General features: G+C 40.7%; 18 protein-coding genes. 10 read left to right on the top strand and 8 right to left on the bottom strand.

Going from position 1 to position 22,615, the window contains the following annotated elements; genetic code table 11:
• Positions 1-162: 162 nt before the first annotated feature.
• Both FTT72_RS08075 and FTT72_RS08070 read right to left on the bottom strand, forming a co-directional pair.
• Complete coding sequence (locus FTT72_RS08075) at positions 163-1,599, bottom strand: amidase (RefSeq protein ID WP_180178180.1); 1,437 nt, start codon at positions 1,597-1,599, stop codon at positions 163-165.
• Positions 1,600-1,719: 120 nt separating this feature from the next.
• On the bottom strand, positions 1,720-3,144 hold the full coding sequence (locus FTT72_RS08070) for a PLP-dependent aminotransferase family protein (protein WP_180178185.1): 1,425 nt from the start codon (positions 3,142-3,144) through the stop codon (positions 1,720-1,722).
• A gap of 197 nt (positions 3,145-3,341) precedes the next feature.
• Between FTT72_RS08070 and FTT72_RS08065 the strand changes: the two genes are divergently transcribed.
• On the top strand, positions 3,342-4,157 hold the full coding sequence (locus tag FTT72_RS08065; protein ID WP_180109341.1) for a hypothetical protein: 816 nt from the start codon (positions 3,342-3,344) through the stop codon (positions 4,155-4,157).
• Between the two features lie 214 nt (positions 4,158-4,371).
• On the opposite strand, the gene FTT72_RS08060 is transcribed toward FTT72_RS08065, so the two are convergent.
• Together FTT72_RS08060 and FTT72_RS08055 are read right to left on the bottom strand one after the other, a co-directional pair.
• Positions 4,372-4,530: a hypothetical protein gene (locus FTT72_RS08060; protein ID WP_168379604.1), complete on the bottom strand. Its 159-nt coding sequence runs from the start codon at positions 4,528-4,530 to the stop codon at positions 4,372-4,374.
• Positions 4,531-4,651: 121 nt separating this feature from the next.
• Positions 4,652-5,533 carry a LysR family transcriptional regulator gene (locus FTT72_RS08055; RefSeq protein ID WP_078190721.1) on the bottom strand — a complete coding sequence of 294 codons (882 nt, stop codon included), beginning with the start codon at positions 5,531-5,533 and terminating at the stop codon, positions 4,652-4,654.
• 163 nt (positions 5,534-5,696) lie between these two features.
• Between FTT72_RS08055 and FTT72_RS08050 the strand changes: the two genes are divergently transcribed.
• The 9 genes from FTT72_RS08050 to FTT72_RS08010 all read left to right on the top strand — a co-directional run bounded on the left by FTT72_RS08050 (position 5,697) and on the right by FTT72_RS08010 (position 16,143).
• Positions 5,697-7,214 (top strand): CoA-acylating methylmalonate-semialdehyde dehydrogenase, encoded by a 1,518-nt coding sequence (locus FTT72_RS08050; protein WP_180178179.1) that lies wholly within the window; start codon positions 5,697-5,699, stop codon positions 7,212-7,214.
• A gap of 15 nt (positions 7,215-7,229) precedes the next feature.
• Entirely contained in the window at positions 7,230-8,120 is an 891-nt protein-coding gene (mmsB, locus tag FTT72_RS08045) for a 3-hydroxyisobutyrate dehydrogenase (protein WP_180109343.1), read from the top strand.
• An 89-nt stretch (positions 8,121-8,209) separates the two neighbouring features.
• Positions 8,210-9,865, top strand: a complete 1,656-nt coding sequence (locus FTT72_RS08040; protein ID WP_180178178.1) for an AMP-binding protein — start codon at positions 8,210-8,212, stop codon at positions 9,863-9,865.
• 120 nt (positions 9,866-9,985) lie between these two features.
• Positions 9,986-11,113: an acyl-CoA dehydrogenase family protein gene (locus tag FTT72_RS08035; RefSeq protein ID WP_180059943.1), complete on the top strand. Its 1,128-nt coding sequence runs from the start codon at positions 9,986-9,988 to the stop codon at positions 11,111-11,113.
• Positions 11,114-11,194: 81 nt separating this feature from the next.
• A complete protein-coding gene (locus FTT72_RS08030) occupies positions 11,195-11,968 on the top strand; it encodes an enoyl-CoA hydratase (protein ID WP_180178177.1) in 774 nt (257 codons plus the stop codon).
• Positions 11,969-11,991: 23 nt separating this feature from the next.
• A complete protein-coding gene (locus FTT72_RS08025) occupies positions 11,992-13,017 on the top strand; it encodes an enoyl-CoA hydratase/isomerase family protein (RefSeq protein WP_180178176.1) in 1,026 nt (341 codons plus the stop codon).
• A 204-nt stretch (positions 13,018-13,221) separates the two neighbouring features.
• The gene (locus FTT72_RS08020; RefSeq protein WP_180093911.1) at positions 13,222-14,559 is read left to right on the top strand and encodes an MFS transporter; all 1,338 of its coding nucleotides are present in this window, start codon (positions 13,222-13,224) and stop codon (positions 14,557-14,559) included.
• Positions 14,560-15,079: 520 nt separating this feature from the next.
• Positions 15,080-15,316 carry a VF530 family DNA-binding protein gene (locus tag FTT72_RS08015; RefSeq protein ID WP_168377462.1) on the top strand — a complete coding sequence of 79 codons (237 nt, stop codon included), beginning with the start codon at positions 15,080-15,082 and terminating at the stop codon, positions 15,314-15,316.
• A gap of 128 nt (positions 15,317-15,444) precedes the next feature.
• Positions 15,445-16,143 carry a DUF1826 domain-containing protein gene (locus FTT72_RS08010; RefSeq protein WP_180004439.1) on the top strand — a complete coding sequence of 233 codons (699 nt, stop codon included), beginning with the start codon at positions 15,445-15,447 and terminating at the stop codon, positions 16,141-16,143.
• 114 nt (positions 16,144-16,257) lie between these two features.
• Here FTT72_RS08010 and FTT72_RS08005 read toward each other — a convergent pair whose 3' ends face one another.
• Genes FTT72_RS08005 through FTT72_RS07990 form a run of 4 tightly spaced genes read right to left on the bottom strand, consistent with a single transcriptional unit; the run spans position 16,258 to position 22,444 of the window.
• Positions 16,258-19,413, bottom strand: coding sequence for an efflux RND transporter permease subunit (locus FTT72_RS08005; RefSeq protein WP_180178175.1), 3,156 nt, complete (start codon positions 19,411-19,413; stop codon positions 16,258-16,260).
• Entirely contained in the window at positions 19,403-20,629 is a 1,227-nt protein-coding gene (locus FTT72_RS08000; protein ID WP_180178174.1) for an efflux RND transporter periplasmic adaptor subunit, read from the bottom strand. The genes FTT72_RS08005 and FTT72_RS08000 overlap by 11 nt, the downstream gene beginning before the upstream one ends.
• Before the next feature lie 13 nt (positions 20,630-20,642).
• A complete protein-coding gene (locus FTT72_RS07995) occupies positions 20,643-21,965 on the bottom strand; it encodes a TolC family protein (protein ID WP_180178173.1) in 1,323 nt (440 codons plus the stop codon).
• Between the two features lie 47 nt (positions 21,966-22,012).
• Entirely contained in the window at positions 22,013-22,444 is a 432-nt protein-coding gene (locus tag FTT72_RS07990) for a cation efflux protein, CzcI-like (RefSeq protein ID WP_218953481.1), read from the bottom strand.
• Between the last annotated feature and the right edge of the window lie 171 nt (positions 22,445-22,615).

Here is a 22,615-nt window from a genome sequence, read left to right as displayed (position 1 = left end):
AATAATTCAAGTGAATTTGTTTGAAAGAAGAACTTTAAAAGCTTTATTTTCACCCGATAAAATACCCATAAAACAAGAGGAAGCTCAAATGAGCTTCCTCTTGTGAAAAATTGTGGGACAGCAGTGGCCAATCAGCTCCCCTTTTTATCCTTGCATGGGCTGTTAAGCAGTTCGAGGCATATCCTGAATACGTCGCCATGGCTGAGCATCTTCAATTTCATATGCCAGTTCAATTAAGGTTTTTTCATCCCCGACATCGGCTGATATTTGCATACTGATCGGTAGTCCATCGTTTTGCGTTTCTCCCATAGGAATCGACATACCCGGCGCACCCACCACATTTTGGATAGGGGTAAAAGTCACATAGTTCTGTATACGTTCGAATAACTGGTCAAACGGTAATTGAGGTGACAAATAGCCAATTTTAGGTGTGGTATGTGCAAGTACAGGCGATAGCAAAACGTCATAATGCTTAAAGATTTCACGATATTGCTGCTGCATTTTCTTTAATCGATACAGAAACAGCGGGGTTTTATAAAAGTTCTTTTTATACAACTTCGATAAACCAACGGTTAAGTGATCTAATTCTTTTGGACTAAAGTCAGCACCAAAAATTTTCTTGCCAAAGGTACTCAGTAAAAAGGACAACATCCCCCAATATTCACTAAAATCTTCAACAAAGCTTAAGGCAAAAGGTAACTGAAGTTCTTCAACATGATGGCCTAATTTTTCCAAAAGTGCTGCACTATGCATTAAGGTTGCAGTTGTTTCGCTATCTATTTGCCCTGTAATCGATTGCGGGACTAAACCGATGCGTAGTCGACGTTTAGATGGGCCATGAATCATGCCTATGCGTGGCAGTTTTTTATTGTAATAACTTGACTCCATTCCTGCATAGAAATGCGCAGTATCTCGTATGCTACGGGTTAAAACACCTTCACTGATAATATTAATCGGAAGAGAGCCTGCTGCTTCACTGTCATAAGTACGACCACGACTAGGCTTTAATCCAATCAAACCGCAGCATGCAGCAGGGATACGAATTGAACCACCGCCATCATTGGCATGGGCAATCGGCACTACACCGGCTGCAACAAGAGCTGCAGAACCGCCAGAAGACGCGCCGCAGGAATAACTTAGATTCCAAGGGTTATAGGTGGCTGAGCCATCTTTATATTCGGTACTGGCATTTAGACCAAATTCAGGGAGCTTGGATTTTCCTAATACGACAAAACCTTGATCTAAGATTTGTTGGCTAATTTGAGGATTACGATCGGCTGGTTTTGAACCGATGGCCTTTGAACCATGGCGTGAGGGCAATCCTTGATAATCTAGATTATCTTTAAAGAAAAAAGGGACACCCGCAAAAAGACCATGTTCAACATATTGATTTTGCTCTAAAGCACGCTGAAAACAGTCCAGTTCAATGGCATTTAGATGCGGGTTCACTTGTTCCGCACGTGCAATGGCCGCTTGTGTTATTTCTTGCACGGAGGCTTCTTTAGATTTGATGAGCTGTGCAATCCCCACAGCATCTAGATCTGTGAGTACATCCGAACTAAAGGCATGTATGCGTTGACTGTGTTTTTGATCTTCCATGAACGAACCCATTTGTTTTTTGAATTTTGGTAAATGTTGAATGAACTCGGTGTTATCTCAACAACAAATATATGTATTTGAACAATATCTGTTTGAGCATAATAATGACAATAAAAATTGTCAAATATTCATCTGATCTGAGGAAAGTGCAGAGATTGTACTAAGGAGGGCATCTAAAGCCTGTTGAATCTCATCCTTCCATGCAAAGGAACAATTTAAACGGATATATTGAGTTTTGGCTTCTGATACGTTAAATAAACGGCCTGGAGCAACACCGATCTGCTGTTGAATTAAGGCTTCATAGACTGCCATACTTTCAACATTCTCCGGTAATTTTAACCAAAGAAAATAACCACTTGGATGATATTGTAATTTGCATCCAGTCGGTAGGCGGCTTTCTAAATAACGGTAAAACTGTAATTTATGTTGCTGTAGACTTTTTCTTAAGACCCGTAAATGTTTTTCATAATGATAATTTGAAATAAATTCCACCAAGGCATTTTGCAATAAGGTATTGACGGAAATAGTACTCATAAGCTGTAAGTGTTGAATCGCTTGAGAATATTTACCCGCATGCACCCAACCGACCCGAAATGCAGCGCCCAACGTTTTAGAAAAAGAAGAGCAATGTAAGACCATATTATTTTGGTCAAAATATTTCATTGAAACGGGCTTCTTAGAGGCATAATGCATTTCCTCATACACATCGTCCTCAATTAAATGCACATGATATTGGTGTAATAACACGGCAATTTTTTGCTTGATTTCATCACTCACTGTGAAGCCAACAGGATTATGCGAATTCAGCATCAGCCAACAGATCTTGACGGGATAAGTTTTTAAAATATGTTCAAATGCGGTTAAATCAAAACCGTCTTGTGGATGTTCAGGTAAGGTCACCACTTTAAGGCCTAAGCGCTCTGCAGCTTGCAAGGCGCCATAGAAAATATTTTGCTGTAACACAATATAGTCACCCGGTGAAGCTATTGCCTGTAAGGAAAGATTCAGTGCATCCATACAGCCTGAGGTAATCACAATATCCTCTGGATCTGTGGCAATGCCTTGCATGCAATAGCGCTGTGCAATTAACTTACGTAGGGCTAAATTACCAGGTGGAAGATTATCAATGGCATCGTAACTTTTGGAATTTCGGGAAATTTGCCCCATGATTTGGGTTAACTTTTTAGAAAAAACAATGTCTTGAGCTGGAAAAGCTGATCCCAAGGGAATGATTTTTTCATCTTGTATTGATTTTAAATACTTAAATACTAGTGAGTTAATTTCAACCGGTGTGTTTAAGGACACGATTTGAGTTTGTTCAGCCTCTATTTCGACTAAGCCTTGCGCCACATAGTAGCCAGATTTCTCACGTGCATAGATTAAGCCACGCGATTCTAACTCCTGATAAGCATTCATGACTGTGATTAAACTAAAGCCGGACAACTGCACTTGTTCACGCAAAGACGGGAGCTTTTCGTGCGCTTTTAAAGTGCCATTTTCAATCAGTTGACGTAGGTGCTGAGCAAGCTGTTCCGATTTATACATAGTCATCAACTAGACAAAATTCTGTTATAAATATATCAGTAAAATTAATTGTGCATTATATTTTTATAACAGATGAGTCTGTACTGTTATATGTTTTTTCAAATTCACTGTATCTAGTTTTAAGCTTGAATTTTTTATAAGGTGCATTGACCACAACACTTGTGGCGTCAAATGGTATGGAAGTTAGGGAGTTGAATATGTTTAAAGCCAGTGAATTAGAACTGTTACAACATTTACTGGTGGATGTTCCATTGACAGATTCAACGCTGCATCTGCTGCAACAACAGCATACTAATTTAGAAGCGGTGCTGTTACGCAGTCGAATTTTGCGTCAAGTACAGCAAGTGGGCTATGTCAGTATTTGTCAGGAGCATATGAATGCCAAGGCTGAAAATGCGGCTTTCTTATTTGCACCATTTATCCTAGCGAATTTGAATCAGAAGGTGATCTACGCTACACCGCAAAGCCCTGAAAATGTTGCGATATTAAATCGTTATTATCAAGCGGAGGCTAAACTTAGCGCATTTAAAGTTGATGATGTTTTATCGGGACTAAATGTCTACATTGAGCTACATAAAGAACAACTATCGCCAGCAGAATACTTCTATTTTGGTTTGATCAATAGCTTATGTAATCCGAAAGTTTCCAAAATCATTTGTATTACACATCTACATATCGACTTAGAAAAATTAAAACAGCTCGCTGAATATTTAGATGTTGAAATCCATGTCTTGGCGGATAAAGCTGAACCGATTGACTTTGATCTAAGTAAAATCAATATGTTAAAGCTGCTATTTAAAGACAAAGATCAGCAATATATCGATTTATGCCAAAAGTTTTCGTTTATCAATGCGAAAATTTTACAACGATTAGGTTTATATGAATTTGACCGTGCGCAAGTCTTGGTAGAAGACATGTTTTATTCAGAGCATATTTTTGAAAAAATGTCGGTCTATGGTGAATATATCCAAACGCATCTTCAGCACCAAGTGAAAAAGCAAAGTCCTGCATAAGCGATAAAGATGACTAATTAAGTTTATAGCTGTGAATTGATCACTTTAAAAATGCAAAAAGCTTGTAAATCTAGACTTACAAGCTTTTTTTAAATTCAAATTTAAACCAAATTATTTGGTCTGATGATCAATTCATTATGAACTGATCATGAGCAAACATGAAATGTAAGATATACATGCAATAGCGAGTTGCAATAAGCGAATAGATTATCGTTTAAGGTAGATAGGAATTATCTGCACCAACGACAAACGCTACACCAATACAGAATAAAAGCACATAGATCGAGAACCAAATAATGGCACGCTTAAAGGCCTTATCTGAAATTTCACTGTCTGCATATTTTTGCGGTTTTTTAGGCTCTTGATTGCTCATAAGATGTACTCTAAATCCCTAGTGGTTATAGGTGATTATTGGGGTATATCGCTTGAAAGCATAGATACAACATTCATCTAAATTTCTATAACAGTTATAGTTTGGAAGCAGCCATCCTGACTTAATCCATTAATAAACTATGATATTGGTCGGTTCTTTTTCTCAAAAAGTCCCAAACCAATTTAATGCGTGGCTCATGTTGTAAATCGACTAAGGTTAGCATCCAAAAGGTATGTACAAAACGAACATCTTGCGCCAAGACCTGTTCTAATTCGGGTTTTTCCTCGGCCAAAAACTTGGGCAATATTGCCAATCCTGCACCCGCACTCACGGCAATTTGTTGTGCCAAAATACTACTACTTCTAAAGTTGGCATTGAGCTGAATAGGTAAGCGCTCTAAACAATACAGTTCAGGGCTATAGACCAAATCATCTATATAGTTCACAAAAGTGTGTGATTTTAAATCTTCTAAGGTATGAATGGGTTGCGTGTTTTTTAAGTATTCCTTACTGCCATAAATCTTTAAACAATAGTCTGCTAGTCGAGTAATGATATAGGGCCCAGATTTCGGTCGATCGATGGAAATAACAATATCTGCTTCACGATGTGAAAGCTTGATCATTTTCGGCACTGGAATAAGGTCAATAGTCAGTAGAGGGTATTTTTTGGACAATTCTGCCAAGAGCTGTGTCAAAAATGCTGTTCCAAATCCTTCGGGTGTGCCAATTCGCACACGACCTTGCATAGGTTGGTTGGGTTTTTCGATTTGTAAAAAAGCCTGTTCCATTTGTTCAACGCGAGGAACCAGTGCCAAACCGTCTAAAGTGAGCTCATAACCTGTGGCTTCACGTTTAAATAATGGCGTGCCTAAAGCCAGTTCTAGCGCATGTATACGTCGAGAAACCGTACTGTGCTCAACACCGATAATACGGGCGGTATTGGTTAGGGTTTTCGCACGAGCCAAAACCAAAAAATACTGTAAATGATCCCAGTCTACTTTCATTGTTATTGTCATCCCTGTGCATATTTGCACATCAATCGTGCGTGAATCTCTATTGGTAGTCAAAATTTTCTTTGCTAGTTTGAAGTGAATTGGAAAATATAAATATAAGGCTTTTGGATATTTTCTAAGTCAGTACAAAACAATAAGTGCCTATGGAGAGGTCATGAACACAATGTCAAATATTCAGTCAGCGACGGCTAAATTATTAATTAACGGTAAATTTATAGAGTCAAACACTACAGAGTGGCAAGACATTCTAAATCCTGCAACTCAAGAGGTTTTGGGTCGTGTTCCAATGGCGACTATGGAAGAAGTGGATGCAGCGATTGCTTCAGCGCAAGAGGCGTTTAAAACTTGGCGCTTAACACCCGTACAAGCACGTATGCGCATTATGTTGAAGCTACAAGATCTGATCCGTAGCAATATGAAAGACATTGCCCGTGTACTGACTGCTGAGCAAGGAAAGACACTTGCAGATGCTGAAGGTGATATTCAACGTGGTTTAGAAGTCGTTGAGCATGCGTGTTCGGTTGGCACACTTCAAATGGGCGAATATATAGAAGGTGTTGCACGTGGTGTGGATACCTATACTTTGCAGCAACCTTTGGGTGTATGTGCAGGAATTACGCCATTTAACTTTCCTGCGATGATTCCACTGTGGATGTTCCCAATGGCCATCGTCTGTGGAAATACCTTTGTTTTAAAGCCATCTGAACAAGATCCATTATCGACCATGATGCTTGTCGAACTTGCGATTGAAGCCGGTATTCCAGCAGGTGTATTAAACGTAGTGCATGGTGGTAAAGACGTTGTTGATCGTTTATGCACACATCAAGCTATTAAGGCCATTTCATTTGTAGGCTCTACAGCCGTTGGTACACATGTATATAACCTTGCAGGACAGCATGGAAAACGTGTGCAGTCGATGATGGGGGCTAAAAACCATGTGGTGGTAATGCCGGATGCCAATAAAGAACAAACTTTAAATGCCCTCGTTGGTGCAGCATTCGGTGCGGCAGGTCAGCGTTGTATGGCTTTGTCGGTTGCTGTCATGGTTGGTGAAAGTAAAGAATGGGTCAATGAACTGGTTGAAAAAGCCAAAACGCTGAAGGTCAATGCAGGGCATGAGCCGAATACCGATATTGGCCCAGTTATTTCACCTCGCGCAAAAGCACGTGTACTGGATTTAATTCAAAGCGGTGTAGAACAAGGCGCAGAACTGTTGCTGGATGGTCGTGATGTTCAAGTCATTGGCTATGAGCAAGGAAACTTTGTCGGAGCAACGATTTTTAATCAAGTTTCAACCGATATGCGCATCTATACCGAAGAGATCTTTGGACCCGTATTAGCCATTATTCATGTCGATACTCTGGAGCAGGCGATTGAATTGATTAATGCCAATCCATTTGGCAACGGTGTTGGACTATTTACACAAAGTGGTGCAGTCGCTCGTACATTCCAAAGCGATATTGATATTGGTCAAGTGGGTATCAATATTCCAATTCCTGTACCTGTTCCTTTCTTTAGCTTTACAGGATCGCGTGGTTCAAAACTGGGGGACTTAGGTCCATATGGTAAGCAAGCAGTTCAGTTCTATACACAAACCAAAACCATCACCAGTCGTTGGTTTGAGGATACACAAGAAAAAGGTGAAGTGAATACCACCATTAACCTACGTTAATTTAGGAGTTCAAGGATGAATATTGCCTTTATCGGTTTAGGAAACATGGGCGGAAAAATGGCCCAAAACCTACTCAAAGCAGGTTTTACGGTTTACGGTTTCGACTTAAGCGAAATTGCGATTCAGCATTTTACTGAAGCAGGTGGCATCGTTTGCCAAAGTCCAGAAGATGCAGCGAAACAAGCAGATGTTGTGATTAGCATGTTGCCTGCTGCCAAGCATGTCAAAGAGGTGTACTTGGGAGAAAATGGTGTATTGGCGGTAATGAAAGCAGGAAGCTTATGTATCGATAGCAGTACCATTGATCCGCAAACCATTAAGGATATAGCCGAGGCGGGTGCTGCACATCAGATAAAAATCTGTGATGCACCTGTTTCAGGCGGAACTATTGGTGCTCAGGCAGGTACATTAACCTTTATGGTCGGTTCGGATGATCAAACTTTTGAAAGAACCAAAGCTGTATTGGGGCACATGGGTAAAAACATTGTGCATTGTGGCGATGTGGGTGCAGGTCAAATTGCGAAAATTTGCAATAACTTGATTCTTGGTATTTCCATGGCAGCCGTTGCTGAAGGTATGGCGCTCGGTGCGCGTCTGGGGATTGATCCTCAAGCTTTAGCAGGTGTGGTGAATAGTTCGAGCGGACGTTGCTGGAGTTCGGATGTATGTAATCCATGGCCGGGTATTTCAGCAAATGCACCTGCAGGACGTGGCTATACCGATGGTTTTGCAACGCAGTTGATGTTGAAAGATTTAGGATTGGCTGTAGAAGCCGCAGGACAAGTCAAACAGCCGATTATTTTAGGTGGACTGGTTCAGCAGATGTATCAACAGCTGTGTTTACAAGGTAATGCACACTTAGATTTTTCAAGCATTGTGCAGCAATACTTACCTAAGGATGCTTAATCGCTTTGAACACCAATCTAGCCTAGGGATGGCTAAAAATACTAACACTCGTGTCGGAATAACAATAAATTGAGACTGAGGTAGAGAAGATGTCGAATTATCAAGATGTTGCAAAGGCATTTGACTTAAATCATGCTGCCAAAGAAATGTTATCAGGCTCTTTAGAGCAATTAAATGCATGTTATGAATGCTGCGACCGTCATGCGATTGATCAAGATAAGGTTGCACTGTATTGGCAGGGCAAAGATGGGCGGAAAGAACAATATACCTTTGCAGAGCTGCAACAGTGGTCAAGCCAATTTGCCAATTTTTTAAAGTCACAGGGTGTGCAAAAAGGTGATCGTGTATCGGGTTTATTACCCCGTACAGTTGAATTACTTGTGGTGATTTTAGGGGCTTGGCGAATAGGTGCTGTATATCAACCGCTATTTACCGCCTTTGGCCCCAAAGCCATTGAACATCGTTTACACCTTGCACAAAGCAAATTGGTGATTAGCGATGTTGGTAATCGCAGTAAATTAGATGAAGTTGCACATTGTCCTCAAATCGTTACTGTTGCAGATCCAGCGGGTCAAGGGATACAACAGGGAGATTTAAACTTTTGGGATGAAGTCAAAGCACAGTCTACAGATTGTGAATTTGTCTTACAGAGCATCAATGATCCATTTCTTCTAATGTTTACCTCTGGTACTACAGGTCCTGCAAAGCCCTTAGAAGTCCCGCTTAAAGCTTTGATCGCTTTTGGTCAATATATGAAAAATGCGGTAGGGCTACGTGAAGATGATTCGTTTTGGAATATTGCCGATCCGGGTTGGGCTTATGGTTTGTATTACGGAATTACTGGGCCACTTTTACTTGGACATGCAACACTCTTTTACGAAGGTGGTTTTAGCATTGATAGTTTGTGTCAGATCGTAGATGACTACAAAGTGACGAACCTTGCAGGCGCACCGACAGCGTATCGGATGATGATGGCAGCTGATCCTGAACAAATGGCAAAACTCAAAGGTAAATTTAGAGTCGTGAGTAGTGCTGGAGAGCCGCTTAATCCTGAAGTGTTCCGCTGGTTTAAACAAGTCCTAGATGCACCGATCTTTGACCATTATGGGCAGACTGAAGTCGGTATGGTGGTGTGTAATCATCATGGTTTACAACATGATATTCGCGCAGGTGTAGCAGGTTATGCCAGTCCAGGATATCGCGTGGCGGTTGTTGATGAACAAGGACAAGAGCTGGCTGCAGGTACACCGGGTGTACTGGCTGTCGATATTAGTCAATCACCGATGATGTGGTTTGGTGGCTATAAAGAAAGTCGTAAGTCACCCTTTGTAAAGCACTATTACCTCACGGGTGATACCGCAGAATTACACGCAGATGGCAGTATGAGCTTCGTTGGTCGTAATGATGATGTTATTACAACATCAGGTTATCGTATCGGGCCATTTGATGTAGAAAGCGCTTTACTTGAGCATGATGCAGTGATTGAAGCAGCAGTCATCGGTGTACCTGATCCTGATCGGACAGAAATTGTAAAAGCTTTTGTGATTTTAGCTGAGCATGTCACACCGTCAGAAGAATTAGCAGAGCAGCTGGGGCAATTTGTGAAAAAGCGCTTATCTGCACATGCTTATCCACGACTGGTGGAGTTCGTTCAAGAACTACCGAAAACCCCAAGCGGAAAAATTCAGCGTTTCTTATTAAGAAATCAAGAGATTGCAAAACAATCTACGCAGCATGCAAGTTAAATGACGCAACGATTAACTCTAAATGAATGCCGAACAATCAGGATCAAAATCAAGCTTTCATTCAGTTCTAGTCATTTTCAAACTGGATGAAAGCAATTGATTGATGTACAGGAAGATAAGATGCAATTTACCGAAGAACAATTATTAATTCAGGACATGGCACGCAGTTTCGCACAGGAACAAATTAAACCTCAAGCGGCCGAGTGGGATAAACACGGTACCTTTCCCAAAGCGGCTTTAGCGCAGATGGGAGAACTGGGTTTATTGGGTATGTTGGTATCAGATGAATGGGGTGGTTCAGATACAGGTAATCTTGCCTATGTTATGGCTTTAGAAGAGATTGCCGCGGCAGATGGGGCAACCTCAACCATTATGAGTGTACATAACTCGGTAGGCTGTGTTCCTATTGCTAAATTTGGCACAGAAGAACAAAAGCAGAAATATTTAGTGCCTTTAGCACAAGGCAAAATGATCGGGGCATTTGCATTAACTGAGCCGCATACGGGTTCAGATGCTGCTGCCATTAAAACTCGTGCAGTCAAAGATGGCAATGAATGGGTGATTAATGGTGCTAAGCAGTTTATTACCTCTGGACATAATGCAGGGGTCATTATTGTCTTTGCTGTGACTGATCCGAGTGCAGGGAAAAAAGGCTTGAGTGCTTTTATTGTCCCTCGTGAAACAGCTGGCTATGAAGTGATTCGTACTGAAGAAAAGCTTGGATTACATGCCTCAGATACCTGCCAAATTGCACTCACAGACGTGCGTGTGCATGAAAGCCTGATGTTAGGAAAAGAAGGTGAAGGTTTGAAAATTGCCTTATCAAATCTAGAAGGCGGTCGTATTGGTATAGCGGCGCAAGCAGTTGGTCTTGCACGTGCAGCATTAGAAGAAGCAACCCGATATGCCAAAGAGCGTATTACTTTTGGTAAACCAATTTTTGAACATCAGGCAGTTGCGTTCCGATTGGCAAGTATGGCAACAGAAATAGAAGCTGCACGCCAATTGGTCTATCACGCGGCACGTTTAAAAGAAGCAGGACAACCTTGCTTAAATGAAGCGTCTATGGCCAAGCTTTTTTCATCTGAAATGGCTGAGCGTGTTTGCTCCGCAGCATTACAAGTCTTTGGTGGTTATGGCTATCTCAAAGATTTCCCGATAGAGCGTATTTATCGTGATGCACGTATTTGCCAAATCTATGAAGGTACGAGTGATATCCAACGTTTAGTAATTGCCCGCAGCTTATAACGTTGTCATTAAGACATTTAAATGAAAAGGCTTCAGATATGAAGCCTACTCATGAATATTGAACATATATAGGGATATTACATGCAATTTGAAACGATTCTGCTTGAAAAGAACAATGGTGTTGGACTTATTACTTTAAATCGTCCTCAGGCCTTAAATGCATTAAATAGCACATTAATTCAAGACCTTAATTTGGCCTTAGATGATTTAGACAGAGATTCTTCCATTGGCTGTATGGTTATTACAGGTTCAGAAAAAGCCTTTGCCGCTGGTGCAGATATTAAAGAAATGGCTGAACTGAGTTTTCCAAATATTTATTTGGATGATTTTTTTCATCTGGCAGATCGAATTGCTCAGCGCCGTAAACCTCTAATCGCAGCTGTCAGTGGTTATGCGTTAGGTGGAGGCTGTGAGTTAGCACTCATGTGCGACTTTATTTACTGTGCCGATAATGCAAAATTCGGTTTACCAGAAGTGACTTTGGGAGTAATCCCAGGGATAGGTGGGACACAGCGTTTAACGCTTGCTATTGGTAAGGCCAAAGCAATGGAAATGTGTCTGACTGCGAGACAAATGGGCGCAGTAGAAGCAGAGCAGAGTGGTTTAGTTGCTCAAGTCTTCCCTAAAGAGGCGTTGGTCGAAAAGACCTTAAAAGCTGCTGAAAAAATAGCCGAAAAATCTGTAGTCGCAACCATGATGATCAAAGAGTCAATTAACCGTGCATTTGAAGTCAGTTTGCAAGAAGGTTTACGCTTTGAACGTAGAACATTCCATTCGATTTTTGCAACTCAAGACCAAAAAGAAGGCATGCAAGCATTTGTTGAAAAGCGCCAAGCCAATTTTAAAAACAATTAAAAATAAAAAAGGATTATATGGATATGAGTACAAATAACTTAATGATTGAAGAACATGGGCATTTAGGCCAAATCAGTTTAGATCGCGTGGCAAGTTTAAATGCCTTGTCTTTAGAAATGATCCAAGGGATTCAACAGCAATTAGCACTATGGGCTGATCAAACTAATATTCATGCTGTACTTATTCGCTCAAATAGTCCCAAAGCATTTTGTGCAGGTGGAGATATTCGCTATCTCTATGATAGTTATATGAATGGTAAAGATGATCATCAAGCTTATTTTCAAGCTGAGTATGAAATGCTGAATAGCATTCGTGCGTATGAAAAACCCATTATTGTCATACTCGATGGCTATGTACTTGGCGGTGGATTTGGCTTAGCCCAAGCATGTCATGTGCTTGTCAGCAGCGAAAAGTCTAGATTTGCCATGCCTGAAACTGCCATTGGATTTTTCCCAGATGTGGCTGCGACACACTTTTTATCACGTTTGGATGATATTGGTGTGTACATGGCAACTACGGGCGATCAAATCAGTGCCAGCGATGCGTTATACCTAGATTTGATTGACTACCATGTTCCGAGTGAGCAACTTGTTCAATTAGAAGAAGATTTAAGAAATTCTAAACAACTAAGCAAGGAAAATATTGAACAATTGATTGCGAAATATATTACTCGACCAGCGGAAAGTGAACTCAGTCAAAATGCAGATTTAATTCGTAAGCATTTTGGTTTTGAGAGCATTGATGCCATTGAAAATAGTCTTGAAAATGAACAGCATAATGATGCTCAAGCGTGGGCGTTAAAAATACGCAATACCTTGGAACAACGGTCTCCAATCGCAAAAAGGATCAGTTTACAGCTCCAACATTTAGGTCGAGGTCTTTCACTGAAGCAATGCATGCAAATTGAACGACATTTACAAGACGTTTGGTTTCAACATGGCGATATTGTCGAAGGTGTGCGCGCATTAATTGTGGATAAAGACAAGCAGCCAAAGTGGCAACAGTCTAGTCCGACTTTAGACAAAATATTGGAGGAAATATCTATTTAATCAGTGATTTAAAAAACTTTTCACGGTTCAAACCCTTGGTCAATATTCATACTTAATTTCTTATTCGATATGAATAAGTGACTCAGCGTAAATTAAACACATATAAGATCTAAAAATATTGATTTTCAAGAAGAAAATCATCATACAAATCAAGCATCGTGAAAATGCAATATAGAAATATCTTGCAGAATAAGGAAGATAACAATGCAAAATGTACAGGGAAACACAGCTCCACCAGCTAAGTCCTCGCATCGTTTAGCGGGTATTTCCAGCATGGTGGGTACAACCATCGAATGGTATGACTTTTTTATCTATGGTGCTGCCGCAGCACTCATTTTCAATCGACTTTTTTTCCCAAATCTTGATCCCTTAACTGGCGTATTGGCAGCATTTGCTACCTATGCTGTAGGCTTTATTGGTCGACCACTTGGTGGAATTGTTTTTGGCCATTTTGGCGATAAAATTGGTCGTAAATCAATGTTATTGGTCACATTAATGTTGATGGGTATTCCAACGGTGATGATTGGGTTGTTACCGACATTTGAAACCATTGGTTATTGGGCAACGGTCTGTTTAATTATTTTAAGATTTATACAAGGCATGGCCATGGGTGGAGAATGGGGCGGAGCAGTCCTCATGGCGGTAGAGCATGCGCCAGCGGGTAAAAAAGGCTTTTGGGGAAGTTTGCCGCAAGCAAGTACAGGTGGTGGTTTATTGCTCGCTTCGGTGGCTTTAGGTCTAGTCTCAATGTTGCCTGAAGAAGCACTTTTTAGCTGGGGTTGGCGTCTACCATTTTTAGCCAGCATTATTTTACTGGCTGTAGGTTGGTATATTCGCGTAAAGGTGCCTGAGTCTCCAGACTTTGAAAAAGTTAAAGCTCAAACCGAAACAATTAAAGTTCCAGCAAAACAAGTGTTTAAAAATCATCCTAAGCAGTTGATTACGATTATTTTATCTCGTGCTGCTGAAAATGCTTGGTTCTATTTGGCATCGACATTTGCTTTAGCTTATACAACCACACAGCTAAATATTCCTCGACAAGATATCTTGTTTGCAACGATTTGTGGTGCTGCAGTCATCATGGTTATTACGCCAATTTTTGGGCATTTGTCTGATAAAGTTGGGCAAAAAAACATGTTTAGATTTGGTTTATGCGTATTGGCTATATACAGCTATCCATTTTTTGCGATGTTAAATACCAAGGATCCTGTATTGGTTTGGACGGCCATTGTGATTGGTATTGGTGTGGTTTTTCCTTTGATGTATGCACCGCAGTCACAGTTATTTTCACGCCAATTTCCAGCAGAAATACGTTATAGCGGTATTTCAATCTCAGTTCAATTTGCAGGCGTGCTAGGTGGCGGTTTAGCACCATTAATCGCGACGAAATTGCTAAGTATTGGTGATGGAAGCCCAAATTTAATTATTGCCTATATTTCAGGCTTTGCAGTGATTGCGATTATTGCATCTTCATTTTTAAAGCCAGATCAAATAGAGCAAAAGACTAAAGTATTTAGTAGTGAGGAAATCAAATCTTCCTAAATCAACAATCAGGAAAACAGTAGACTGATTTAAATATAGAAATACATGTGAACTAGCCATAGCAACAATTGTTATGGCTTTTTTTTGTCTAAGGATTGTGGCAGGACAAATAATATTGTCAGTATTGCGTAGGATCTTGGCGGCACAAAATATGTTTGATGTGTAAGAGCAACAAATCAAGTTTGTTACACAGATGAAAGATTTAAGCACCAATAAATTAAAAAATATTAAATATCAAAGTCTTAATTATGCTATTTCGTATAATATATATTATGTTAAATAAGATATCAGAGATTGCGCCCTAGATCCGCTACCACGTTGGCGCAACTTCACTGGAGAGATTTAGCACAATGTTAATCTCTCCAGTGAAGTATCTTAATGAACATAATATACGTTATGCCGAAATCAGAATCTTATCAATTGGCGAATCTGACGTTCCTGATGTTTAAATTCAAACCCTATCATTTTTTCAACTCGCTCAGGTTATAATAATGGTCTCCCAAAATATGATTGATCTAATATGAGCACCTCCAATGACCCTTTACACGGCAAAAAACTTGCTGACATCTTGGATGAATTATTGGATTACTACGGTGGTTTTGAAGGCTTAAGCCGCAAAATTGAAATTAGATGTTTTTGCATAGATCCAAGCGTTAAATCATCACTACGATTCTTACGTACTACACCTTGGGCACATGAAAAAGTAGAAAGCTTATATTTGTATGTCTTACGCCAAAAAGCCAAACAGAAAGCGTAACGATTAATACCTACGCTCAAATAATCTTGTATAGCAGTTTGTGTTTTAAGATAAAATGAAACTGCTTAATCCTTCTAGCACTTCCTTGTACGCAGTATCTTCGCCTCAGATTTAATTCGATCCCTATTATGAGCAATACTTTTTCCCAGCATCCTCAAATTGGTGTAGTCACTACATTTTCTGAATTGATTCATAGTCATTTCGAAGGTCAAATGAATGCGCTTTGCTGGCAACGCAGCATACAAGGCGACTTTAAAGAAATAGTCGAAAAACTCGAACTGATTGAAAATATAACCGAAATTTCTATAGATGATCTGATGAAGTTAACACTTTCATCGCAAGGCCATTTAGCCAGAGAAGTTATTTTAAATGATCTGCAACAATTAACAGAATTTGGTGCATCACCTTCGTTGAACTTGCTCAAATGTTATGAACGAGATGATGAATTCGATTTCATCTCAACCGATGTTTATTCCTTTCATGTCGATCGATCACCTATCGCTACCGATACCTTTTTATGTACATATTATGGTGCTTCCAGTGATATTGTGCCAAATGATCAAGTGACACAAAGAATCTTAATTCCTAAAATACGAGAACAACTTAAAGATTTGTACGATGGCCCTACCTCAGAATTTGATGATTTTTTAGCGGAATATTTTTTTGATTTACATTATCAGCTCAAAGAAAATGCTGTGCCTGTAAATCTAGGCAATGGTCATCTTTGGCGTTTAGCGGTGGATCATCCTACACAGCAAGTTTTGCCTTGTGTACACCGCGCACCTGTAGAAAATGTAGGTGAATATCGGCTTATACTGATTTGCTGATTTTAGCTGTGTTTAAATATTGATAAATCGTAAGTCCATACGATCCATTCTGTCTAATGAATGAACCGTATGGGTTAATGCAATATCGTTTTAATCAAAATTGCTTAGTCTAGATTATTGAGATCGAGCTGTATTAAGCCAGCGGTAAAGCACTGGCAATAGCACCAAGGTCAGCAAGGTGGAAGAAAGAATACCGCCGATCACAACCGTGGCTAAAGGCCGTTGCACTTCCGCACCTGTACCTGTTGCCAAAGCCATTGGTACAAAACCTAAAGAGGCAACACAGGCAGTCATGAGTACTGGGCGTAATCGAAGTACAGCGCCCTGCCATACGGCTTCATGCAATGGATACTTGTCCCCCAGTTCTTTAATGAAGGTCAGCATGACCAGGCCATTCAGCACAGCAACACCTGAGAGTGCAATAAATCCAATCCCTGCAGACATCGAAAGCGGAATATCTCTTAACCAAAGAAACAATACACCGCCCGTTAAGGCAAAGGGTACGCCAGTAAAGACCAGCAGACTTTCTTTCACATTATGAAATACTGCCATTAATAAAATAAAGATGGTCAGTAGTGCTAAAGGAATGACAATTTGCATTCTTGCTTTGGCAGATGCAAGGTTTTCAAATTGACCGCCATATTCAATCCAATAACCGCTTGGTAATGCATATTGTTTCAGCTGAGTCTGCATACCCGCCACAAAAGAACCTAAATCACGGCCCTCAACATTGGCAGTCACTACAATACGGCGTTTACCATTCTCACGGCTGACTTGATTGATCCCATCTACATTAGACACTGTGGCAACATTTGAGAGTACAATACTGCCACCATTTGGCAACTTTAACGGTAGTTGTGAAATTGTACTTACATTACGATCTTGATCATTTAAACGAATAACAAAATCAAAACGGCGATCACCTTCTAAAATCTCCCCTACACTTTGTCCACCGACACTGGCTGCCACAGTATCCTGTATAGATTTAACGTTTAAACCATATTGCGCAGCCAAAGCCTTATCTATTTCAATATTTAATAAAGGTAAACCTGAAGTTTGTTCAACTTTTACGGCGCTGCTCCCCGCAACTTGCTGCATAATTTTGGCGATCTTAGTGGCTTCTGTGTTGAGCACTTGCATATCATCGCCAAATATTTTGACGCCCACATCACTACGCACACCTGAGATCAACTCATTAAAGCGCAGTTCAATAGGTTGGGAAAACTCACTGTTATTACCTGGAATTGTAGCCACATAAGCCACCATACGGCCACGCAGTTCATCCACACTTTCTTTAGGGTTTGGCCATTCATTACGTGGTTTGAGCATGATATAACCATCGGAAATGTTCGGAGGCATTACATCGGTTGCTACTTCTGCCGTACCTGTACGAGCAAATACAGCCTGAATCTCTGGGAATTTTTTCAACAGCAGTTTCTCAGCGTTTTCCTGCATTCTTAATGATTCTTCTAAACCAGTGCTAGGAGAGCGCATCAGTTGAACTGCAAAATCACCTTCACTCAGCTGTGGTGCAAACTCACTGCCAATTTTGGTGCTTAAAAGCCCAGTAATGAGCAGTAAACACAGTGCAAAAGTCATCACTACAGCCTTGTAATGAAAGGCTTTATTTAAAATTTGAAGATACTGCTTTTTCAGCCAATTCATCCAACGGCTTTCTGTTTCTTTAATTTCACCTTTCACCCAAAGCGCTACAGCAGCAGGTACAAATGTAATAGACAGAATGATCGCCGCCACAAGTGCCAATACCACAGTTAATGCCATCGGATGGAACATTTTTGCTTCTACACCGCTTAAAGCAAAAATTGGCAAATACACCACTAAAATAATTAATTGTCCAAATATCAGCGGACGGCGTGCCTGACGTGCAGCCAAAAAGACTTCTTTAAAGCGTTCATTTTGCGTTAATGGACGTTTCAAAATTTGCTGTGCATGGGCTAAACGTCGTATACAGTTTTCAACAATCACCACTGCACCATCAACAATAATCCCGAAATCCAATGCGCCTAAGCTCATTAGGTTCGCGCTGATATTCTTTTGTGCCATACCGGTTAAGGTAAACAGCATGGATAGTGGAATAACGCAGGCGGTAATTAAGGCGGCACGGATATTACCTAAAAAGATAAATAAAATGATGATGACCAGAATTGCGCCTTCAACCAAGTTCTTTTGAACGGTTTTAATCGCTTTCTCCACCAATGTGGTACGGTCATACACTGTTTCAATTTTTACCCCTTTGGGTAAGCTGGCTTGAATGTCTTTAATTTTGGCATCTACAGCTTTCGAGACAGTTCGGCTATTTTGTCCCATGGCCATCATGGCAATACCTAAAACCGTTTCTTCACCGTTATAGGTTGCACCACCTGTGCGCAAATCATGCCCAATGGAGACTTGCGCAATATCACCCACCCGAATTGGACTGCCATTAGGGCTGTCAATCATGGTGTTTTCAATATCTGAAATGGTATTTAAGGTTCCTGGCACTCGAACTGTTAACTGCTGACCATTTTCTTCAATAAAACCTGCACCACGGTTTTCATTATTTCCCGTGAGCGCTTGCTGTAATTGTTCTAATGACAGATTCAGCTGTTGCATGCGGTTTAAATCAGGTGAAACCACGTAGGTTTTATTAAAACCACCAATACTGTTGACCTCGGCAACACCTTGTACACGCTGTAATTGCGGACGCACAATCCAATCTTGAATTTCACGCAAATCCATCGCGCTATATGCCGTGCCATCTGCTTTTTTTGCATTGGGTTCAGCTTTCAGCACCCATTGATAAATTTCGCCCAAACCTGTTGAAACGGGCGACATCGTTGGAGAAACTTGGGCAGGCAATGTCGACTGAACTTCTTGTACCCGCTGATTAATTTGCTGACGCGCCCAATAAATATCCGTACCGTCTTTAAAGACAATCGTGACTTGTGACAGGCCATAACGGGAAATAGAACGGGTCAATTCCAAATCTGGAATACCAGCCATCGCATTTTCAATCGGATAGGTAATCCGCTGTTCCACTTCAAGCGCTGTAAAGCCACTGGCCTGTGTATTAACTTGCACTTGGCTATTGGTAATATCAGGGACTGCATCAATCGGCAGTTTTTGATAACTATAAATCCCGACGGCAATCCATGTACAAACAAACAGCATCACCCAAATTGCATTTTGAATTGAAAACTGAATAATGCGTTCGAATAGACCTTCTGGCTTTGGTAAATTTGTGTTCGGATTCTCTGAATTAGTGTTCATGGCCAGCCTCGTCTTTTTCCAGTTCAGATTTCAGTAAAAAACTGCCTTGGGAAATATACTTTTGCCCTGCTTCAAGACCCGAAATCACTTCTAGCCATTGTCCATCACTGGATGCTTGTCCAAGTTTTAGCGCTTGTGCTTTTAAATGCACTTGGCCTTTTTGTTCAGATTCAACAATAAAAATACTGTCTTGACCCTCAATACTTTGCACGGCGGACTTTTGCACCCGTAATACATTCTTGTTACCTGAATCTGCCAATAGCACATTGACCATCACATTTGGGCGAAGCTCAGCAGATTGTTGTTTTAATTTGGCGCGTACTACCAAGCGTCCAGTTTGTACATCTGCCTGTGATGTCAGGCTTTGTACCTCCGCGCTATAGAGCTGATCTGAACCATTGATTTTGAAAGAGACATTTTGACCCGTTTGTAATTGTGCGGAATATTGATGAGCTAAGTTAAATTCCAGCCACAAATCTTTTAGTTGTTCGATGGTGAACAATTGATCTGCCAATTGCACATTTTCACCTACAACAATATCTTTTTGACTGATTACACCTGCAATAGGCGCACGAATGATAAAACGTCCATTTTGACTGCCATTTACACCTAAAGCTTGCAAGCGCGATTGTGCTGACTGTACGCTAATTTGAGCCTGACGATAGGTATTTTCGGCACGCTGATAATCTTGCTTGGCAGAAATTCCTTGAGACCATAGCTTTTGCTCACGCTGATATTCTTGACGGGCTAAATCTAAATTGGCTTCAGCCATACGTAAATTGGCTTGCTGATCAATCAATTCAGGTACTGACAGCACAGCTAAAGTTTGCCCTTTTTGTACAGTTTGACCGAGTGCTACGTTGACTTGTTCGACATGACCGCTGAAGTTTGGGGAAATATGTGCCTGCTGATCTGTATTAACGGCCAATTTACCTGGCAATTGAATAATATTTTCGACCAGACCACTTTCCGCAGTCGCCATTTTAATTCCTTGTTCCGCCATTTGCTGAGCGGTGAGTTGCAGTTCACCTTCTTCAGCATGTTCTGCTTCAGCATCACTATTATTAGCCTCGTTATGCTCTCCTTCATGCTCAGTTTTATCCGCATCGGATTTATTTGTACTGAACCAAAGAGCAGTACACAGCATCAGCGTTAAGCCAATTAAAACTGCAATCATCAAAGGCTGTGAAATTTTTCCATCTTGTTTAATTTTCATGTGATTAACTGCCTTATTGTGTTGATGCGCTGTTGATGAGAGTGTGGGATGCTTCAATGGCTTTTTTATTCAATTGACTATAAGCATCTGAACGGCTGATTTCTTCATAACTAGTGCCAATACTTAAGGCTTCAGCACTGAGTGCGCTCTGCCAAGCCTGCGCCAAAATTTGCATTTGGCTAAGTCGAAGGTCTTGGAGTTGTTTTGTGGTTTGCTGTACATCTGTAATGGCAAATTTACCTGCCTGAAAACCTTGCAAAGTTCGGTTTTGAACCTTTTCAGCCAAGCCAATCTGACTGCCTGTGGTATCAAACTGCGTACGCAGACCTTTAAGCTGGTGAACGTTGTTGGCAATATCCAAAACTTGCTGTTTTAACTCACGCTGTTGCTGATGATTTAATAAAATTTGCTGTTTTTGCGCCATTGGGATGGCATATTGCTGGCGGTTAAAAATATTGAGCGGAATATCCACACCAAGCACCAAGGCCGTATCATTGGCGTCAGTTGAAGACTTAGTACGTGACATGCCCATATTTAGGGTTGGGTTTGGACGTGCTTGAGCTTTTAAATGTTCAATTTGCTGATTTGCCTGCTGAATATTCAAGGCATACAATTTTTGTAACCAGCCTTCCGATAAATTACGCTCAACTAAACTTTGGCTCTGTTCAGGCCACGGTGTAACACTGTTATTCAACGCGATTTGCGAGGTGGTTTCACCCCATAAATTAGAAAGCTGACGCGCCGCAGTTTGCTGTTTTAAAACTGCCTGTTGATATAGACGTTGTATTTCCAAAGCTTCAATTTGAGCACGCTCCACATCCACCAAAGCTATACTGCCTGCTTGATAACGTTTTTGTGCACTGTCCAAATTAGATTTGCTGAGTTTGAGCTGTGTAGCGTAAATCGATTGCTCATTTTGAGCGATGGCTAGCTGTGACCATGCAAACTTCACAATCAACTGACTTTGTGCATTCCAAATTTGCTGTTGCAACTGTATTTGCTGTGCAGAGGTACTTGCGAGTGCTTGATTGATTTTACGCTGACCGAATACATCCATTGGTTGGCTGATTGCGATACTGAGTTCTTGATCTTGATTGTTACCAAAACCATTTTGTTCAATCGATAGACTTGGGTTCTGCCAGAGCTTGCTTTGGCGCATATTAAAATCAGAGATTTGCTGTTGTTGTTGCCAAATATCTGTTTGGGCTTGGTAGTTTTGTACTTTGGCAAATGCAGATTCAAAACTGCTGACATTTTCTGCAAAAGTACTTTGTAAGGCCGTCGAAATACCGACAGCTAAACCTAGACGTATAAACGCCGTAAAATATAAAGACATGATTTTTCCCACTCATTTATTAAAAAAAGTGGCGGGAATGTTTTAGGCTACCCCGCCATTAGCGGGGCATAAACAGGAGGAGGTGTTCGCAGTAAGAGATCAGGGGCTTGATAAAGATTCTTCCAAACAAATTTTGGCGAATATTCAAAGGCCTGATGTGCAATAAAAAGAATCGATTGTGGATTTTGTACAATCAAATGCGTCATAGACGGCAAATGGTCTTGATGATCTTCACCAAGTTGCAGATCGTTAGCCGTATTTTTGATGGGTTTGCTACTAGATTCATCAGATGCTTGATGCAACGAATGCTGTGGATCGGTTTCATTGCTAACGCATAAGATATTTTGATGATGACCAAAATGATAGCTTTGAACAACTTGAGTTTGCTCTTCATGCACACAGAAAGCGGCTGCCACGTTCCAAAGGCTTTGGAACATGAACAATCCAACTAAGACTGTTATCCATGTCGCAGAACGCATATTGCATCAATCAAGAAAATTTTAACGATTATAAAGCTTGGAGTCGGTCGAAGGTCAAGTGAATCTTTGAATTTGTCTTAAAAATGGATTGCCATAGAGATATAACGTAAGGCATTCGCTTTAATCCCCTGACACGGCACATGCTAAAGACAATCCATTGGTTCATGATTA

It is taken from the genome of Acinetobacter sp. YH01005 (genome assembly GCF_013420465.1).
GTDB lineage: Bacteria > Pseudomonadota > Gammaproteobacteria > Pseudomonadales > Moraxellaceae > Acinetobacter > Acinetobacter amyesii.
This window is presented reverse-complemented; position numbering and strand designations above follow the sequence as displayed.

Excerpts from the sequence above, each read along its gene's own strand:
- FTT72_RS08065 (WP_180109341.1), top strand. The coding sequence starts at position 3,342 with ATGTTTAAAGCCAGTGAATTAGAACTGTTACAACATTTACTGGTGGAT.
- FTT72_RS07990 (WP_218953481.1), bottom strand. The coding sequence starts at position 22,444 with ATGCGTTCTGCGACATGGATAACAGTCTTAGTTGGATTGTTCATGTTC.
- FTT72_RS08000 (WP_180178174.1), bottom strand. The coding sequence starts at position 20,629 with ATGAAAATTAAACAAGATGGAAAAATTTCACAGCCTTTGATGATTGCA.
- FTT72_RS08060 (WP_168379604.1), bottom strand. The coding sequence starts at position 4,530 with ATGAGCAATCAAGAGCCTAAAAAACCGCAAAAATATGCAGACAGTGAA.
- FTT72_RS08035 (WP_180059943.1), top strand. The coding sequence starts at position 9,986 with ATGCAATTTACCGAAGAACAATTATTAATTCAGGACATGGCACGCAGT.
- FTT72_RS08025 (WP_180178176.1), top strand. The coding sequence starts at position 11,992 with ATGAGTACAAATAACTTAATGATTGAAGAACATGGGCATTTAGGCCAA.
- FTT72_RS08010 (WP_180004439.1), top strand. The coding sequence starts at position 15,445 with ATGAGCAATACTTTTTCCCAGCATCCTCAAATTGGTGTAGTCACTACA.
- FTT72_RS08015 (WP_168377462.1), top strand. The coding sequence starts at position 15,080 with ATGAGCACCTCCAATGACCCTTTACACGGCAAAAAACTTGCTGACATC.
- mmsB (WP_180109343.1), top strand. The coding sequence starts at position 7,230 with ATGAATATTGCCTTTATCGGTTTAGGAAACATGGGCGGAAAAATGGCC.
- FTT72_RS08040 (WP_180178178.1), top strand. The coding sequence starts at position 8,210 with ATGTCGAATTATCAAGATGTTGCAAAGGCATTTGACTTAAATCATGCT.
- FTT72_RS08020 (WP_180093911.1), top strand. The coding sequence starts at position 13,222 with ATGCAAAATGTACAGGGAAACACAGCTCCACCAGCTAAGTCCTCGCAT.
- FTT72_RS08075 (WP_180178180.1), bottom strand. The coding sequence starts at position 1,599 with ATGGAAGATCAAAAACACAGTCAACGCATACATGCCTTTAGTTCGGAT.
- FTT72_RS08030 (WP_180178177.1), top strand. The coding sequence starts at position 11,195 with ATGCAATTTGAAACGATTCTGCTTGAAAAGAACAATGGTGTTGGACTT.
- FTT72_RS08005 (WP_180178175.1), bottom strand. The coding sequence starts at position 19,413 with ATGAACACTAATTCAGAGAATCCGAACACAAATTTACCAAAGCCAGAA.
- FTT72_RS08070 (WP_180178185.1), bottom strand. The coding sequence starts at position 3,144 with ATGTATAAATCGGAACAGCTTGCTCAGCACCTACGTCAACTGATTGAA.
- FTT72_RS08055 (WP_078190721.1), bottom strand. The coding sequence starts at position 5,533 with ATGAAAGTAGACTGGGATCATTTACAGTATTTTTTGGTTTTGGCTCGT.
- FTT72_RS07995 (WP_180178173.1), bottom strand. The coding sequence starts at position 21,965 with ATGTCTTTATATTTTACGGCGTTTATACGTCTAGGTTTAGCTGTCGGT.
- FTT72_RS08050 (WP_180178179.1), top strand. The coding sequence starts at position 5,697 with ATGAACACAATGTCAAATATTCAGTCAGCGACGGCTAAATTATTAATT.